The 17,840-nt window shown below is 33.5% G+C and carries 17 protein-coding genes; 9 read left to right on the forward strand and 8 right to left on the reverse strand.

Annotation, left to right across the window (positions count from 1 at the left end):
- Positions 1-2: 2 nt before the first annotated feature.
- The 4 genes from BB050_RS18545 to BB050_RS18560 form a co-directional block, all read right to left on the reverse strand.
- A complete protein-coding gene (locus BB050_RS18545; protein ID WP_066034636.1) occupies positions 3-443 on the reverse strand; it encodes a DinB family protein in 441 nt (146 codons plus the stop codon).
- Positions 444-454: 11 nt separating this feature from the next.
- Positions 455-1,324 carry a nucleoside phosphorylase gene (locus BB050_RS18550; protein ID WP_066034637.1) on the reverse strand — a complete coding sequence of 290 codons (870 nt, stop codon included), beginning with the start codon at positions 1,322-1,324 and terminating at the stop codon, positions 455-457.
- A gap of 123 nt (positions 1,325-1,447) precedes the next feature.
- On the reverse strand, positions 1,448-1,780 hold the full coding sequence (locus BB050_RS18555) for a translation initiation factor (RefSeq protein WP_008464140.1): 333 nt from the start codon (positions 1,778-1,780) through the stop codon (positions 1,448-1,450).
- Positions 1,781-1,892: 112 nt separating this feature from the next.
- A complete protein-coding gene (locus BB050_RS18560; protein WP_008464139.1) occupies positions 1,893-2,843 on the reverse strand; it encodes an isopenicillin N synthase family dioxygenase in 951 nt (316 codons plus the stop codon).
- A 189-nt stretch (positions 2,844-3,032) separates the two neighbouring features.
- Here BB050_RS18560 and BB050_RS18565 point away from each other — a divergent pair, with 189 nt between their 5' ends.
- Entirely contained in the window at positions 3,033-5,009 is a 1,977-nt protein-coding gene (locus BB050_RS18565) for an alpha-ketoacid dehydrogenase subunit alpha/beta (protein ID WP_066034638.1), read from the forward strand.
- Between the two features lie 65 nt (positions 5,010-5,074).
- Here the strand turns inward: BB050_RS18565 and BB050_RS18570 are convergent, their stop codons facing one another.
- Positions 5,075-5,476, reverse strand: coding sequence for a glyoxalase (locus tag BB050_RS18570; RefSeq protein WP_066034639.1), 402 nt, complete (start codon positions 5,474-5,476; stop codon positions 5,075-5,077).
- An 82-nt stretch (positions 5,477-5,558) separates the two neighbouring features.
- Between BB050_RS18570 and BB050_RS18575 the strand changes: the two genes are divergently transcribed.
- Entirely contained in the window at positions 5,559-5,972 is a 414-nt protein-coding gene (locus tag BB050_RS18575; protein WP_066034640.1) for a hypothetical protein, read from the forward strand.
- Positions 5,973-6,135: 163 nt separating this feature from the next.
- On the opposite strand, the gene BB050_RS18580 is transcribed toward BB050_RS18575, so the two are convergent.
- Together BB050_RS18580 and BB050_RS18585 are read right to left on the reverse strand one after the other, a co-directional pair.
- On the reverse strand, positions 6,136-7,383 hold the full coding sequence (locus tag BB050_RS18580) for a mechanosensitive ion channel family protein (protein WP_008464125.1): 1,248 nt from the start codon (positions 7,381-7,383) through the stop codon (positions 6,136-6,138).
- A complete protein-coding gene (locus BB050_RS18585) occupies positions 7,376-7,669 on the reverse strand; it encodes a DUF3817 domain-containing protein (RefSeq protein ID WP_008464118.1) in 294 nt (97 codons plus the stop codon). Before BB050_RS18585 ends, BB050_RS18580 begins: the two co-directional genes overlap by 8 nt.
- A gap of 140 nt (positions 7,670-7,809) precedes the next feature.
- Here BB050_RS18585 and BB050_RS18590 point away from each other — a divergent pair, with 140 nt between their 5' ends.
- The 4 genes from BB050_RS18590 (at position 7,810) to BB050_RS18605 (ending at position 12,820) form a co-directional block, all read left to right on the forward strand.
- Positions 7,810-8,343: a DUF6155 family protein gene (locus tag BB050_RS18590; protein ID WP_066034641.1), complete on the forward strand. Its 534-nt coding sequence runs from the start codon at positions 7,810-7,812 to the stop codon at positions 8,341-8,343.
- Positions 8,344-8,452: 109 nt separating this feature from the next.
- The gene (locus tag BB050_RS18595; protein ID WP_008464114.1) at positions 8,453-9,988 is read left to right on the forward strand and encodes a DEAD/DEAH box helicase; all 1,536 of its coding nucleotides are present in this window, start codon (positions 8,453-8,455) and stop codon (positions 9,986-9,988) included.
- A 151-nt stretch (positions 9,989-10,139) separates the two neighbouring features.
- A complete protein-coding gene (locus tag BB050_RS18600; protein ID WP_066034642.1) occupies positions 10,140-11,474 on the forward strand; it encodes a DEAD/DEAH box helicase in 1,335 nt (444 codons plus the stop codon).
- An 80-nt stretch (positions 11,475-11,554) separates the two neighbouring features.
- Positions 11,555-12,820 (forward strand): NAD(P)/FAD-dependent oxidoreductase, encoded by a 1,266-nt coding sequence (locus BB050_RS18605; RefSeq protein ID WP_066034643.1) that lies wholly within the window; start codon positions 11,555-11,557, stop codon positions 12,818-12,820.
- A 133-nt stretch (positions 12,821-12,953) separates the two neighbouring features.
- Here BB050_RS18605 and BB050_RS18610 read toward each other — a convergent pair whose 3' ends face one another.
- The gene (locus tag BB050_RS18610; RefSeq protein ID WP_066034644.1) at positions 12,954-14,183 is read right to left on the reverse strand and encodes a multidrug effflux MFS transporter; all 1,230 of its coding nucleotides are present in this window, start codon (positions 14,181-14,183) and stop codon (positions 12,954-12,956) included.
- Positions 14,184-14,327: 144 nt separating this feature from the next.
- Here BB050_RS18610 and BB050_RS18615 point away from each other — a divergent pair, with 144 nt between their 5' ends.
- From BB050_RS18615 to BB050_RS18625, 3 genes are all read left to right on the forward strand, one after another.
- On the forward strand, positions 14,328-14,744 hold the full coding sequence (locus BB050_RS18615) for a hypothetical protein (RefSeq protein ID WP_008464106.1): 417 nt from the start codon (positions 14,328-14,330) through the stop codon (positions 14,742-14,744).
- Between the two features lie 87 nt (positions 14,745-14,831).
- Complete coding sequence (locus BB050_RS18620; protein WP_066034645.1) at positions 14,832-15,215, forward strand: hypothetical protein; 384 nt, start codon at positions 14,832-14,834, stop codon at positions 15,213-15,215.
- Positions 15,216-15,920: 705 nt separating this feature from the next.
- Positions 15,921-17,837 (forward strand): DUF294 nucleotidyltransferase-like domain-containing protein, encoded by a 1,917-nt coding sequence (locus BB050_RS18625; protein ID WP_008464104.1) that lies wholly within the window; start codon positions 15,921-15,923, stop codon positions 17,835-17,837.
- Positions 17,838-17,840 lie beyond the last annotated feature (3 nt).

The following is a 17,840-nucleotide window of genomic DNA, read 5'->3' on the forward strand; positions in this document are numbered from 1 at the left end:
ATCTATGCTCTTATTTGATTAATATGATGTTCTAAATGTTCAACATAATCGGTCATTAAAAACCTCAAATCTATTTCAGATCCGTCGGCCAAAATGATTTTGTAATCTAAAGCTTTTTCATCAACAGACTTCATTAATCTCACCATCTGTTTGTTTATGGTAAACCATAGCTGAGTCAGCTCCTGGATATCTATTTTTTGGTACTGATTTAAATTTACTAAATCCATTTGATTATATGGTCTGTGGCGATATGGTTTTTCTGCATAATTAATCTCCGTAAAACGAACCAGATTATGAATTGCAGAATCTACCAAATGCCCTAAAATCTCTTTTTTAGACCATTTTCCAGGATTTTTTACTTCTAAAATTTCATTGTTTATTGTCGGAATATAATTGACATTTTCGTTCAATAATTCTTCAAATTTAAGAATAGCGTTTTGCATAAAATCTCTAATTAATTACCTGCTAATTTATTCAACGTATAAGCAATCAATTCGTCAACAGCTTTGTATGGATCTGCACTGAAAGTTCCAGAAGCACGATTGGCAATAATAGCATTCAACGATAAAGCATTGTGGCCTAAAAGAGCAGAAAGTCCGTAGATTGCTGCTGTTTCCATTTCTAAATTAGTGATTTTAGTTTCGTTAAAACTAAAATTATCCATTTTATTATTTAATTCCTCATCTTGAATATTCAGACGCAAAACTCTTCCTTGCGGACCATAAAATCCTCCAGCAGTTGCTGTAATTCCTTTAAAAATTCGATCAGATTCGATTAATTTTTCCAGTTTTTCAGAGCATTGCGTAACATACGGTTTTCCTTTTTTTGGATCCCAATTGGTATGTTTTACAAATGCATTTTCAATTTCTGTAATCGAAACGTCGTCGATTAAGTAGGAGCGAAGCATATTGTCTAATCCCAAACCAAATTTCGACATTACAAAACTGTCAACTGGAATGTCTTCTTGCAGAGAACCTGAAGTTCCAATTCTGATAATGTTCAAAGAGGTTAATTTTTCTTTTGGCTGACGCGTTTCTAAATCAATATTTACCAAAGCGTCTAATTCGTTTAGTACAATATCAATATTATCAGGTCCAATTCCTGTAGAAACTACAGAAATTCTTTTGCCTTTATAAATACCGGTTTGGGTTTTAAATTCTCTTTTTTGAGCAGAATATTCGATTGAATCGAAAAATTGAGTGATTTTTTCTACTCGGTTTTGGTCACCAACAAAAATAAAGTCGTGTGCTATATGTTCAGGACGAAGGTTTAAGTGGTAAACGCTTCCATCTGGATTTAATATCAATTCTGAAGATTGTATCATTTTTTTAAGTTGCTAAGGTTCTGAGATGCTATCCCGATAGTTATCGGGACTAAGTTAAATCTAAATTTCAAAAAGAAAATTCCAAATTCCAATCTTAAATCTAAATTCTGAAATCTAAAATCATTATCCACCTACACGTTTGGTTTTAAATCCTTTTTCTTTTAAGATTGCCATTATTTTATCTCGGTAATCGCCTTGGATTATAATCGAATCGTCTTTGAAAGTACCACCAACGCTTAATTTGGTTTTGATCTCTTTGGCTAAGATTTTAAAATCTTCATCAGAACCTTCATAACCTTCAATAATAGTGGTTGGTTTTCCTTTTCTTTTTTCAAATTTACAAATCATAGGTTCCTTCTGAACGTAAAGAACGTGTTCTTGCTCTTCAACTTGTTCAGGCTCATTTGATTCAACATGATCTGGAAACAGATTCTTTAATTGATCTTTTAAGTCCATATTTTTTTATTCTAAAAATAAATTTTCAAGCATAAAGATATCTAAAAATTAAATTCCAAACCCCAAGAAAAACTTGGAATTTGGAATTTTTATATCTAGAAAATATTTAAGCTTATTTTTTGATTAAGCCTAACTCTACTAAACGTTCGTATAAGAACTCTCCAGCTGTAATATCTTCGTATTTCTTTGGGTTTTCTTCATCAATGCAATTTTCAAGACAATCCAAACGCATATCGCTTACTGGGTGCATGAAAAACGGAATTGAATAACGTGAAGTTCCCCACAATTCTCTTGGCGGATTTACCACTTGGTGAATTGTAGATTTTAGTTTATTATTGGTGTGTCTAGACAACATATCACCAACATTGATTACCAATTCGTCATCTTCAGCAATGGCATCAATCCAATCGCCGTTGTGGTTTTGAACCTGTAATCCTTTTCCTTGAGCTCCCATCAACAATGTAATCAAGTTGATATCACCGTGAGCCGCCGCGCGAATGGCGTTTTCTGGCTCAGAAGTAATAGGAGGGTAGTGGATTGGCCTTAAAATTGAGTTTCCTTCTTTTGCGTATTCATCAAAATAAAACTCATCTAAACCTAAATGTAAAGCCAAAGCTCTTAAAACATAAACACCCGTTTTTTCCAATTTTTGGTACGCTTCTTTACCAACCGCATTAAAACGAGGCAATTCGGTAACTTCAACATTGTCTGGGTATTCAGAAGCCCATCTTGAATCTTTGTCAACGTATTGGCCAAAATGCCAAAATTCTTTTAAATCTCCTTCTTTGCGTCCTTTAGCATGTTCTTTTCCAAAAGAAACATAACCTCTTTGTCCGCCGATTCCAGGAATTTCATATTTATGCTTAGTTTCTATTGGCAAGGCGAAAAAGTTTCTAATTTCACCATAAAGTTCGTCTACCAATTGATCATCAAGAAAATGACCTTTTAAGGCTACGAAGCCAATGTTTTCAAATGCACTGCCGATTTCATTTACAAATTTTTGTTTACGTTTCGGGTCGTCCGAAAGGAAATCACGTAAGTCTACACTAGGAATGTTTTGCATACTTTACATTTTTTATTTTAAAGAAGAAAGGTGTCATAAGTACCTTTCGCTAACAAAGGTAGATAATATTTTAGAAAATAATCTTAAGCTCAGGCATTAAAAGCAGATTTCTGATTAAAATTTTATTTTATAATCTAATAAAACACCCGCAATTTGTTATATTTGAAACACTAAAAAACAAAAAATTACATGATCTTTTACCGCCAAAACCTGACTGACGCGCAATTACTAGATTTATATAAAAAAATATTAAAACCACGACTGATCGAAGAAAAGATGCTTATCTTGATTCGACAAGGAAAAGTTTCCAAATGGTTTTCTGGAATAGGACAAGAAGCCATTGCTGTTGGGGTAACAGCTGTTTTAGATCCGTCTGAATATGTGCTTCCAATGCACCGAAATCTTGGTGTTTTCACAACTAGAGAAATTCCGCTTCACCGTCTATTCTCGCAATGGCAAGGAAAAGCAAACGGTTTTACAAAAGGCCGAGATAGAAGTTTTCACTTCGGAACGCAAGAATATAATATCATTGGAATGATTTCGCATTTGGGACCTCAGTTAGGAATTGCTGACGGAATCGCTCTTGCGAATAAACTTCAAGACAATAAAAAAATTACCGCTGTTTTTACCGGAGAAGGCGCCACAAGTGAAGGCGATTTCCATGAAGCTCTAAATATTGCAGCTGTTTGGAAACTGCCTGTAATGTTTGTTATTGAAAATAATGGTTACGGACTTTCAACGCCAACCAACGAACAATATGCTTGTGAAAATCTTGCCGATAAAGGAATTGGCTACGGAATTGAAAGCTGGATTATTGACGGAAATAATATTGTAGAAATTTACAATAAACTGTCTCAGCTAAAGAAAGAAATGCAGGAAGATCCGCGTCCGATTTTATTGGAATTTAAAACTTTCAGAATGCGCGGGCATGAAGAGGCGAGTGGTACAAAATATGTTCCTCAGGATTTAATGGATCAATGGGAACTGAGAGATCCTGTTACGAATTACAGAAAATATTTGACCGAAAACGGAATTCTAACGGCTGAATTAGATGAACAATTTCATGCCCAAATAAAACAGGAAATCGATGAAAATTGGACGATAGCAAATGCCGAACCTGAAATTGAACCAACTTATAGCGGAGAATTAGATGATGTTTATGAAGAGTTTCAATATGAGGAATATAGTCCTAATTCTGAATCAGAAAATATTCGTTTTATAGATGCCATCAGAAATAGTTTAGAGCAGTCCATTTGGCGCCATAAAAACCTTGTGATTATGGGGCAAGATATTGCTGAATATGGAGGAGCTTTTAAAATTACAGAAGGCTTTGTTGATGCTTTTGGAAAAGATAGAGTACGCAACACGCCAATCTGCGAAAGCGCCGTAATTTCAACCGGAATGGGACTTTCTATAAATGGTTATAAAGCGATTGTAGAAATGCAATTTGCTGATTTTGTTTCATCTGGTTTTAATCCGATAGTAAATCTTTTGGCTAAATCTCATTATCGCTGGGGCGAAAAAGCCGATGTTGTCGTTCGCATGCCTTGCGGCGGAGGAACTCAGGCTGGACCATTTCACTCCCAAACCAATGAGGCTTGGTTTACTAAAACTCCAGGTTTAAAAGTTGTTTATCCCGCATTTCCTTATGATGCTAAAGGACTTTTGAATACTGCAATCAACGATCCGAATCCTGTTTTATTCTTCGAACATAAATTATTATACCGCAGTATTTATCAAGATGTTCCAAAGAACTATTATACTATTCCTTTAGGTAAAGCCGCTTTAGTAAAAGAAGGAAAATCGGTAACGATTATTGCATTTGGAGCAACTGTTCATTGGGCTTTAGACACTTTATCGCAACATCCAGAAATTGATGCTGATGTAATCGATTTAAGAACTTTACAGCCTTTAGACACTGAAACTATTTTTGCTTCGGTTAAAAAAACAGGAAGAGCTATAATCTACCAAGAAGACACTATGTTTGGCGGAATCGCAAGTGATATTTCGGCTTTAATTATGGAAAACTGCTTCGAATATCTAGATGCTCCTGTAAAACGTGTAGCAAGTTTAGATTCGCCAATTCCATTTACAAAAGCACTTGAAGATCAGTTTTTACCTAAAAGTAGATTTGAGGAAGTTTTGTTAGAGTTACTAAGATACTAAGACGCTGAGTTGCTAAGTTGCTAAGAAGAAAAACTTAGTATCTTAGCAACTTAGAAGCTCTAAAATTATTTCGCATTCACTTCAAACAATTGCACCTGATTTTTCAATCGGTCAATCAATAAATTCATCATTCTTTTATTTAAATCAGAAGAATTTTGGATGTAAGTATTGTATTCATCTACTGTAAAAAGCGCCATTACGATTCCTTTTAATGAATTTCTGAATTTAATATCTTTTTGAATGGAATTTTCTATGGTCTGAAGTTTCTTTTCAACCGAATAAGAATAAAAATCGGGTTTGTTTTTGTTTACGTAATTGATAAAAACGGCAATGAACAAGTCGTTTTGAAGTTTTAAAATCGGCCTGATGGTCTGGTTTTGAAAGATCTCATCGGCTGAAGATTGAGCACTTACGGTTCCTAAAGTTTCGCCTCTGAATTCTTTTAAAAAAGTGTCTCTATCTTCCATGGGGTTTTGTTTTTAGTTTTCTTTAAAGTTAAAGAAATAATCCCACAGTAAAAACCTATTTTTGTTTTTCTAAAAATAAATTATGCGATTATTTCTGTTTCTATGCTTATTATTAGCTTCTTGCAATTCTAAAGAAGATAAAGAAAAATATAACCGTCAATTATATCGCGCTGTAAATAATAAAGATACAGCTGTTTTGGACATTCACATAAATGACAAACGTTTTTATGGACGCTACGAAATTTCACATTACGGAACCGGAAAAGATTCTGGCGATGTCAGAGGTGATTTGCGTGGCGATACGCTGAGAGGCGATTTTCATTATATTTCTTTTGGTGGCGGATGGAAAAGAGTCCCTTTGGCGCTTTTAAAGAAAGATGGCAAACTTTATTTAGGAAAAGGAGTTATCGGAACGTATTTCAATCTTCCGTGTTATGTTCCAGAAGTTCCTATTGAATATAAAAACCCTGAGTTTCTTTTTGAAAGGATAGAGTAGGGATTATTAAAATTCCAAACTGAAATGGCATGTGTGTTTTACCGCAAAGCACGCAAAGTCTTTTTGATATACTAAACCTATAAAAACGCAAAGTTCGCAAAGCTTTGTGAAAAAAAACCTTGCGAACCTTGCGTAAATCTTTGCGAACTTTGCGGTTAAAAATCTAACCAATACTCGACGGTAATTCAAAAATTTCAAGATCAAAATATCTTACTGACGCCATTACGTGGTCGAAAATATCGGCCATAATATATTCGTAATTTGCCCAGCGTTTGTCGCTTGAGAAAACATAAATCTCCAACGGAACTCCATGCGCCGTCGATTGCAACTGTCGGCATATGATATGCATATTTTTATTTAATCCGGGATGATCAGTCAAATATTGAATGATGTATTTTCTAAACAATCCTAAATTGGTCATGTTTCGGCCATTTAGCGAAAGCGTTTTATCAATTCCTCTAAGATCATTGTATCGGTCAATTTCCGCTTGACGGCTGTCAATATATGATGTTATCAACTGTACTTTTCGCAATTGACGCAAATCTTCATCATTTAAAAAACGAATGGTGCTGCTTTTAATCAAAATATGTCTTTTGATGCGTCTCCCTTCAGATTTCTGCATTCCGCGCCAGTTCTGAAAAGAATCTGAACTTAAAGCATAGGTTGGAATTGTGGTTATGGTGTTATCAAAATTTCGAACTTTTACAGTTGTCAAATTGATTTCGATAACATCTCCGTCAGCTCCAAATTTATCCATTGTAATCCAGTCGCCAATACGAACCATATCGTTTATGGCAACCTGAACACTAGAAACAAATCCAAGAATCGTATCTCTGAAAATCAAGATGATAATTGCCGAAAGTGTTCCTAGAATAGTTAAAAGTTCACCTTTCTTAATTCCGAATAAAGTCGAAATAATCATGGCAACTCCAAAAATCCAAAGCACGATCATAATAACCTGAACAAAGCTGTCAATTGGTTTGTCGCTGTATTCTGGTTTTTGTTTTAAATAATCACGTAACGAATTAAAAACAGTTCTAACAATCCATAATCCGAGTAATACAATATAGATGCCGACTATTTTTCCAAACATGGATTCCCAATATTCGTATTTATCCAGAATAACGGGAACGGCTTTGTAAATAAAGAAAAACGGAATTAAATAAGCGGTATATCTAGTGGTTTTATTTTGAATTAAATAATCGTCAAACTTTGTCTTAGTTCGCTGAGCGAAAATAGCGGTCAAAGTGACTAAAATAAATTTGGCAGCGTAATAAATTACATAAGCCAATGCTATTAAAATAGCGATGTTAAAGATCAAGCTGGTATAAGACGCCACATTGCGACTCATTCCCCAATCTCTAAAAACGGGATATAAAAAATTAAATATTTTCTCCAAAAACTTATGCATTTGCTTTAGTTTCTAAATATTTTTTCTCAATGTAAAAAGTTCCAAACGGAATAAGAGAAGCCACTAGAATGATTGCAAAAGTTTTTAAATCCCAATTCATTGATTTTTTCAATAAAAAAGCTAAAAGAATGTATCCGATAAATAAAACACCGTGTGTCATTCCTAACGGACGTAATAATGTATGGTAAAGTTCAGGATTATTGTTTTTGATAATTAACATATTAGCAAATAATACTAAATAAGAGATTCCCTCTAAAATGGCAGTAACTTTGAAAATCTTGAGCATGTATATATTTTTTAAGTTTTATGCCAGCAAAATTAAGGATTCTGGATTGATTTTAGAATTTAAAACTCACAAATTAAATCAATCCGATGGGCTGAAAATTGGAATTTGGAATTTAAAATTTTGAAAATTATCTTTACTCTATGAGTAAAAGAGATTTAAAAAAATATTTAGGCGAATTATCAAAAGAGCAGTTGGAAGAACAATTGATAGAATTGTACGAGAAATTTGCTCCCGTAAAAGTGTATTATGACTTTGTTTTTAACCCGAAAGAAGACAAATTACTTCAGGAGGCAAAAGTCAAAATCTCGCACGAATATTTCCCAATCAAAAAACCTGGAGCAAAATGGCGTCCGAAAGCCAAAATGAGAAGATCTGTTGCTCAAAAACTAATTAAACATTTTATTATGTTGGGCGTAGACTCGTATGTAGTGGCTGACATTATGCTTTATAATATTGAAATTGCGCAAACGTTTTCTTCGCAGAATTTCATCAAACAGGAATTATTTTACAAAAGCATCTTTAATTCTTTTGAGCAGGCGGTAAATTATATTGTTTCAAACGGAATTTTTACTGATTTTAAATTGCGAATTAATGCTATTTTGGAGGAAACTTTAAATCAAAAATGGAAAAATAGATACGATTTTGAGGCAATTTTAGAGAAAATCGACTACTAAAACCCTTTCTCATAAAAAATCTTTATTCAAAAAAAATATTTATTTTACGTTAAAAGAGGATGAATAACTGTTTTTTCGATGTATTTTTGCAAAAATCCAAAAATAAACAATGTCTCAAACTTTAGAAATACAAAGAGAAGATAAAAAAGAACTGTATGCATACCAAAAAGGCGATATTGACGCTATTTTTGACCGTTTAGATAATGCTCCTCCGAAACACCACTTACTGTATCAGCTTCCAACTGGAGGAGGAAAAACAGTAATATTTTCTGAAATCGTACGCCGCTATTTGTCTAATAATGATAAAAAAGTGGTGGTTTTGACGCACCGTATTGAACTTTGTAAACAAACTTCGAAAATGTTGACAGGTTTTGGCGTTACAAACAAAATAATCAATAGTAAAGTTAAGGAATTGCCAGACCAGAATGATTTTTCATGTTTTGTGGCAATGGTTGAAACTTTAAAAAACCGTATTAATGATGAAAAACTTCATCTAGATAATATTGGTTTGGTTATTATTGATGAGGCACACTACAACTCATTTAGAAAATTATTAAACTCATTTAAAAATGCTTTTATCCTTGGAGTAACAGCAACACCTTTGAGTTCGAATATAAAATTGCCTATGCACCAAAGCTACCACGAACTTATTGTTGGTGATACAATTGGTTCATTAATCGAAAAAGGATTCTTGGCAAAAGCAACAACTTACAGCTACGATGTTGGTTTGACTTCGTTAAAAGTGGGTATCAATGGTGATTATACCGTAAAATCTTCAGACGATTTGTACACCAATACTTTGATGCAGGAAAAACTGCTTCATGCGTATACAGAACGTTCTTTAGGAAAGAAAACCTTGATTTTCAACAATGGTATTCATACTTCTTTATATGTATATGAAACTTTTAGAGAAGCAGGTTACGATATCAGACACTTAGATAACACAAGTAGTTCTGAAGAGCGTAAAGACATTCTGCAATGGTTTAAAAAGACTCCAGATGCCATTTTGACTTCTGTCGGAATTTTGACAACTGGTTTTGACGAACCAACTGTAGAGACGATTATTTTGAATAGAGCAACAAAATCATTGACTTTGTATTTCCAAATGATTGGTCGAGGTTCTCGTAAATTGCCTGGAAAAGATGAGTTTACAGTTATCGATTTAGGAAACAACGCCGCACGTTTCGGTTTATGGAGCGATCCTGTAAACTGGCAGCATATTTTTAAATCTCCAGAATTTTACTTGGAAAATCTTCGCGATGACCACGAAATTGAAATGTTCTTTAAATACAGCATGCCACCAGAATTGCGCGCGAAATTTAGCAAAACTGCCGATGTTAGTTTTGATGTAGATGAAGAACACAAATTAATCATCAAACAGAATCTTCGTTCTAAAGTAGTTTTGGATAAATCTCTAGATCAGCATGCTTCGATGTGTGTTGATAATACTGAAACGCTTCAAGAAGCAAAAATGCTTGCGAGAGAATTAGAAGATGATATTGAAGATCGTATCAAACGTTATTCTAAATGTTTAAGCCAATGCAGTAAAAACTACCGCGAATGGCTAGTTGACGATTACAAACAAAGATTAACTTTATTAATCGGTAAAAAGTATCGTGAGAAAATCATGAACGAACCAGATTGATAATTTCAATTAATACAAAAAATTATATGATCTTTGTCAAAGTTTAAAACTTTGGCAAAGATTTTTATTTTCAAGTCATTCCAAAAAAACATTCAAATATTGAGTAATCTGCATCAAATCTAAAATCAGAACTCAAAAATCTAAAATAATTATGTCTAAACCATTCTCAACATTAGGAATTTCAGCTCCAATTTTAAAAGCTTTAAGCGAATTAAACATTGTTGAACCTACAGAAATTCAACAAAAAACAATTCCGTTATTTTTGAGCGAAACCCATGATATTGTTGGTTTAGCCAAAACAGGAACAGGAAAAACGGCCGCTTTCGGATTGCCTTTATTGCAATTGGTCAATACAGAATCGACAATAATTCAAGCTGTAATTTTGGTTCCGACCAGAGAATTAGGCCAGCAGATTTTTAGAAACTTAGAAACTTTTTCAAAATATATTCCCAATATATCTATAGCTCAAATTTGCGGAGGAACTCCAATAAAACCGCAAATTGAACGATTAAAAGAAGGCGCTCAAATTGTAGTGGCAACTCCAGGACGTTTAATCGATTTGATTCAACGAAAAGCAATCGATTTAAAACAAACTGAATATTTGATTTTGGATGAAGCTGACGAAATGGTAGCGATTCTTAAAGAAAGTTTAGACCAAATTATTGCTGAAATTCCAAAAAAACACCGCACTTTATTATTCTCGGCAACACTTCCTGGAACGATAAAACAGCTGATTCAGAATTATTTGCATAAAAATGTAATTCAGATAAGTGCCAACATGGAAACTGTTGGAAACGAAGGTATTGATCACGAATATATTGTGGTTGATCCGATTGAAAAACTAGAAGTTTTAATGCATTTCTTGAATTCTAGAGACGGTGAAAGAGGTATTATTTTCTGTAAAACGAAAGCTGCTGTTAACAAATTAGCCAAAAATCTAGCGATAAATAAATTTTCTTCAGGTGCGCTTCACGGAAGTTTGACACAAGGTATTCGTGACCGAATTATGGAACAATTTCGTGAAGGACATATCAATATTTTGGTTGCAACAGATTTGGCAGCAAGAGGAATCGATGTAAAAGAAATTTCATATGTAATTAACTACCATTTGCCTGACACTTACGAAAATTACGTTCACCGAAGCGGAAGAACCGCAAGGGCAGGAGCAAAAGGACTTTCGTTGACCGTTTTACAGCAAGAAGAAGTTTTTGAAATTGCTGATTTTGAAAGAGAATTGGGAATTCAATTTTCAGAATTCAAAAAACCTTCTGCAGCAAGTGTCGAAGAAAATAATATGCTTTTGTGGGCGAGACAAATCTTTAAAACAAAACCAAATCACGAGCTTTCTTCAGATTTAAAAACGAAAGTAAAAACTGTTTTTCATCATTTGACTAAAGACGAACTTATCGAGAAATTAATGGCAAGTTATGTCCTACAGAACAAAATCGATATAGTTGATAAAACCGTTAAAAAATTCAAAAAGTAATAAATATGACAATTGTCATTGCATATTAAAGTTGTATATTTATAAGGAATAATTTTATAATCCTACTTAATACAACATATATGAAAATAGTCATTATTGGAGGTGGATTTGCAGGAATCAATCTGGCAAAAGAGCTTGTAAATCAGCCTCAAATACAAGTAACTCTTGTAGACAAGAATAATTATAATTTTTTTCCACCACTTATATATCAGGTTGCTACGGCATTTTTAGAGCCATCAAGCATTAGCTATCCGTTCAGAAAATTCTTTGCTGGCAAGAAAAATCTGCAGTTTCGTTTAGGCGAATTATTATCAGTTTCTCCTGCCGAAAAGAAAATCACTCTAAGTAACGGAGAACTAGAATACGATTACCTTGTTTTTGCAACTGGAGCAGAGACGAGTTATTTTGGTATGGAAAACGTGATGAAAAACGCTATCCCGATGAAAACCTTAAATGATGCCATCGTAATGCGTAATACATTGCTTAAAAACCTTGAAAAAGCTGCCATTTGTAAGGATATGCGAAAAAGACGTAAATTACTTACAATTGTTGTGGCAGGAGGGGGGCCAACAGGAGTAGAGGTTTCTGGAATGTTTGCCGAAATGAGGAAAAATATTCTTTTGAAAGAATACCCAGAATTAGATACCTCTGCCAGCAATGTTTATTTGGTTGATGGTGGCGATGCACTTTTGGCGCCAATGAGCAAAGATTCTCAAAAAGATACTTTAGAGGCTTTGACAAAACTTGGGGTTGTGGTTAAATTAAACACTAAAGTTGTGGATTACGTTGACGACACTGTAGTTTTTGAAAATGGAGAAACCATCAAGACCAAAAACTTAATTTGGGCTGCTGGGGTTTCTGCTAAAATTTTCGAAGGAATTCCAAAAGAAAGTTACGGACGCGGCCGACGTATGGCAACTGATGAATTTAACAAAGTGATTGGCGTAGATAATATTTATGCCATTGGTGACACTGCAATTTTAGCAGGAGATAAAAATTTCCCTGATGGTCATCCACAGGTTGCACAAGTAGCTATTCAGCAAGGTTTAAATCTGGCTAAAAACTTCAAAGCCATGGTTGCCAATAAGCCCCTTAAACCTTTTGCTTACAAGGACAAAGGATCGATGGCCATTATCGGAAAAGCAAAAGCTGTTGTAGATTTGCCAAGTCCAAAATGGCATTTTAAAGGCTTCTTTGCTTGGATTATCTGGCTGTTTATTCACTTAATTTCGCTTATCACTTACAGAAACAGATTAAATACATTCTGGAACTGGATGGTAGCCTATTTTGCAAAAGATCAATCGCTTAGAATGATTATTAGACCAGATAAAAAGACACAGAATTAGAGTTTTAAATTCCCCTTTTTTTAAAATTCCGAATTCCAATCTATAGAAAAGCCAAAATCAAAAGATTTTGGCTTTTTATATTTAAATTATTGAAGTTTTAGTTTTGGAATTTGTTTTTTGGGATTTAAAATCTTTAGTGGCCAATCATAACATCATCACTATCTGATAGTTCAAGTTTCTCTTTTATAAATCGTTTGCCGATATTTAAAATTATAAATGCGGTTATAGTTGTAGTCGTCATAATCGCGACCATTGGCGTTACAGAATCTTTCACAAAAACACCAACTGCAAACGAAGCCAAAGCACCGATTCCAAGCTGAATGGCACCCATTAATGCAGAAGCACTTCCGGTATTCTTAGCAAAAGGAGCCAACGTTAATCCCGCAGTATTTGGATTTGAGATCCCTAAGCAAGCCAAAAACAAAAATAGCATTCCAATAGTTTGATACAATCCTAAAAGGTCATTTAAAGCCAAAATCAGGAATATTATACTTATAACAGATTGAGAAATCAAAGCTCCAAAAATCATCTGTTCGCTCGAAAATCTCTTTAATAGCATAGAATTCAACTGACTTGAACCAATAAAACTAACAGACATAAGTGCGAAAATCCATCCATAAGTTTTAGCATCGACTTTATAAATATCCATAAAAACTAGTGGAGAAGCCGCCACATAAGAAAATAATCCTGAAAAAGCTACAGCACCTGTAAATGCATACGTATAAAATTGAGGTTCTTTTATTACCAGAAGAAAATTAGACAGAATCGGTTTTGGTTTTAATGAAATAGAAGTGTCTGGTTTGTAAGTGTTTGGAAGTCCAAATTGTGAAGCAGACAAAATCAAGATTCCCATACACATTAGTATAAAAAAGACCGCGTGCCAGCCCAGGTCTTCAGTAACATAACCGCCAATGGTTGGCGCGAGCATTGGAGAAAGTCCGACAACAAGCATTAAAAGCGAAAACACCTTGGGAATATCTTTTACAGGAAATAAATCACGAACCATAGCTACTGAAGCTACGGTTGCGGCACAGCTACCAATAGCTTGAACAAAACGAAGCATTATAAAAGCATCAATATCAGCAACATAAATACATCCCAAAGACGCAAGAATGTAGACCAAAAGTCCAACAAATAGAGGTTTTTTACGTCCGAAACGATCTAATAAAGGGCCATAAAGTAATTGTCCGGCCGAAATTCCGATGAAATAACTGGATAAGCTCATCGAAACTTTAGCAACCGTAGTATTTAAATCTTTTGCAATTCCCGAAAAACCAGGCAGGTACATATCGATTGAAAAAGGACCAAGAGCAGTTAAAGAGCCCAATATCAGAATGAGCTGAATATATTTTTTTGTTGTCATTATCTTAAAAAGTGGCTTATAATTTTTTGCAAAGGTAAAGATTTCATACCTTGTAGTATAACTTGAAAAAGTTTATAACAATAAATTAAAGTAATTGCCAACATTATTTAGTGTAACTATTTATTAATCTTTAAATTAGAAATTATGAAAAAGTACCTTTTACTAGCTGCAATTTTATGCACATCAATTACGTTTGCACAGACCATTACATCTAAACAAGAAGAAGCTAGTATTGAACAATACGAACTCTTAAAAAAAGTAAACCAATATTATCCGGATATTACCTTAAGCAAATCGGTGACGAATTTTTACGCTGACGGTAAAATTATCGATTCGCAACAGGATTTTGACTTAAGAGGCACAAAATTTTCAAGTTATAAATTAGGCATTGAGCCAGGAAACAAAAAAGTGAAATTTGATTATACATCTAGTGAGGCTGGTCATGTGTACGGCGACGTTACTATTTTTAACGGAAATGCTTTGCGAACTACGTTTAACGAAAAAACAAATCAAGTTGACGTATCACTAAATGGAAAATCGGTTTATTTGAAAAAATTATAGATTTGAGAAAACTTTAGAAAAAGCATCGCAAACTTGTGATGCTTTTTTGATTTATATTTGGTTCAGATTTTAATAACACAAACTACAATGAAAAAATTTCTTTTCCTGGCATTTTTAATTTCCATGCAAGCATTCTCGCAGCAAAACAAATTCTCAGGAACTTGGGGAAGCCAAAAATGCAAAGACTGCAAGAAAGAATATAGTTTTACGATTACGATAGCTCAGTCAAATTATAAGATTTTTGGAACTGCGGAAGTTACTAGCGAACACAAAGATTTAAATTCAGGAATTTTAGAAGTTACCGGACATGTTTATCCGCATGGCGACAAAGCACAAATAAAACTCAAAGATAAAAACGGAGTTACAGCTAGCGCAGTTTTGTTTGTAAACGATGCCGTAATTCAGTTCAATAAAAATGGCGGAGGTGATGTTGTTCCAAAAGAGATGATTTTAAATAAATTATATGAATAAGCTCTTTCTCGGAGCTATTTCATTTTGAACTATAATTTATATTATGTAAAATAGAATATTTTAGAAACCGCCCTATATATGCGCTGTATGCATTTCTTTTGAAAATGCTTTCAAATATCGAAAATTTCACTTCCTTACTTCTGGCGTATATTTGATGAATAATTTTTTTATAAAAGAATTAAAAATTAAAATTCGTATAAATATGCTGTATGGTTTTTGTTTTAAAAATTCTTCAAATATTGAAAATTTGGATTATCTTGATTTAAGAAAATTCTATTGATTATTAGAACAAATTTCTCAAAATTCAAATCGATCATAAATCTGTTATATGAATTTTAAAATAAAACATTTTCAAATATTGAAAAATTAGCTTGATGAATTTATTGGTTTGATTTATCAGACTGAATGTTTTCTTTCAAATGCAAACCGGCCATAAATGCGCTATATGATTTTAAAATCAAAAAAATTTGAAATATTGCAAAATTATGAAACTTGATTCGAATTGTTTATTTTTCGTCTAAATCAAACATCATTTTCAGAATCATAATATTTAAAATTTCAAAACATTAAAACTTTTACAGGTCTTATTGCCATTATCTTTTAACATTTCTTTAAAATAATTAGTTTCTCCTAAAGAACCTTTCGTTGTAAGACTTTATTTTACTATTTTTACATTCGATACTTTAAAAATAAATTATCACACATATGAATACAGTTGCTGAACATATTGCAGATTTTTTAAAAGAATACAAACCGTTTGATAACCTGACTTTCCAGGAATTATCAGATATTGCCACGAATATTCGTGTCATCAATTTAGAAAAGCATGCGGTATTATTTCAAAATAACGATCCGCTTCATGAAAGTTTTTATGTTGTAGCTTCTGGTGTCATTAATCTTACGACTATTGCAGACGCCGAAGAAACCATTATAAATAAATGTCACGAAGGCGATATTTTTGGTTTACGTCCGTTTTTTGCAAAAAACAACTACATGATGACCGCTAAGGCACGTGAGGAAAGCATTATTTATGCTATTCCGATCGCTGTATTTAGACCATTTGTTGCCAATAATTCTGATGTATTGAACTTTCTTTTGGAGAGTTTTGCTGTAAATTCACGTCACACCAAAGACAGCGTGGGTTCTAACGGCAAACTAATTTCTGATAGCGATTACATTGATCAGCAGACAGAAATGCAATATATTCAGTCACTTAACTATAATAATTCGCCTCTAACAACTCAGGCCACATCTATCATTAAGGATGTTGCACTTTTAATGACTGATTCTATGGTAGATAATATCATAATCTGCGGCGAGAAAAATCATCCAATTGGAATTGTTACCAATGCTGATTTGTCTTCAAAAATTGCAACTGGACGCTATCCTATTACTGAAACCATTGATAAGATTATGTCTTCTCCGGTTGTTACAGTTTTAGAAAATGTGTCTTTGGCTGAAGCGCAATTGTTAATGCTAAAACATAATGTAACTCACCTATGCGTTACTAAAGACGGTACAAGCAAATCTGTTGTAAAAGGAATTATTTCTGAACACGATCTTATTGTTGCTCAAGCTAGTAACCCAGGTGTATTAATTAAAGAAATTAAGCGTTCTCAACTTCCAAAAGACTTAAAACAAATACGCGATCGTCTATCAGATTTGATTCAGAATTCGATTCAAAAAAATATCCCAATCTCACATGTTAGCAATATAGCAAGCGAGATTAACTTAGCTATCATTAAAAGGGCGGTCGAATTATCAATTTTAGACTTAGGCTCCCCTCCTGCACGTTTTGCATGGTTAAGTATTGGTAGTCAAGGGCGTAAAGAACAATTATTGCTTACAGATCAGGATAGCATTTTAATTTTTGAGGACGTTACTCCAGAGAAATACAGAGAGGTAAAAGATTATTTCTTAAGACTGGCTAAACGCGCTACTTCTATACTGGAAAAAGTGGGCTATGATTATTGTCCAAATGGGCACATGGCAAGCAACATGCTTTGGTGTAAATCATTGAGCGACTGGACAAAACAGTACAACAGTTGGATGAATACTCCAGGTGAAAACAGCAATGATTTGAGCAGTATTTTCTTTGATTACGAAATTGTTTTTGGAGAGCCAAAAATTGAAGAAGCGATAGAAAGCGTGATTTTCAAAAATGCAGTAAATAATACTTTGTTCTTCGACTTTTTAGGAAATGATGCCTTAAAGAAAAATTCTCCTTTGAGTTTCTTCAAGAAATTTATAACGGAAGAAGATGGACCACATAAAGATAAATTTGATATCAAGACAAGAGCTTTGATGCCGCTAATTGATGGTGCACGTTTATTAATATTAAATGCCAACATAAAAGGAATTCAAAATACGTATCTAAGATTCAAACAATTAGCAATTACAGATTCTAAAAATGCCGAAATATACTTAAGCTGTGCGGAAGCATTCTTGACACTTTCCAAATTTAGAACTGTTGAAGGATTAAAAAATGACGACTCTGGCCAATATATTAATTTAAGAGAAATGTCAAAATCTGACAAAGAGAAATTAAAAAATGCATTGTCCCCAATGAAAGACCTGGAGGAACTGATTAAGAGTAAATTTCAATTGACACAATTCTCATAAAAC

The organism is Flavobacterium anhuiense, from assembly GCF_001705175.1.
Classification (GTDB): domain Bacteria; phylum Bacteroidota; class Bacteroidia; order Flavobacteriales; family Flavobacteriaceae; genus Flavobacterium; species Flavobacterium anhuiense.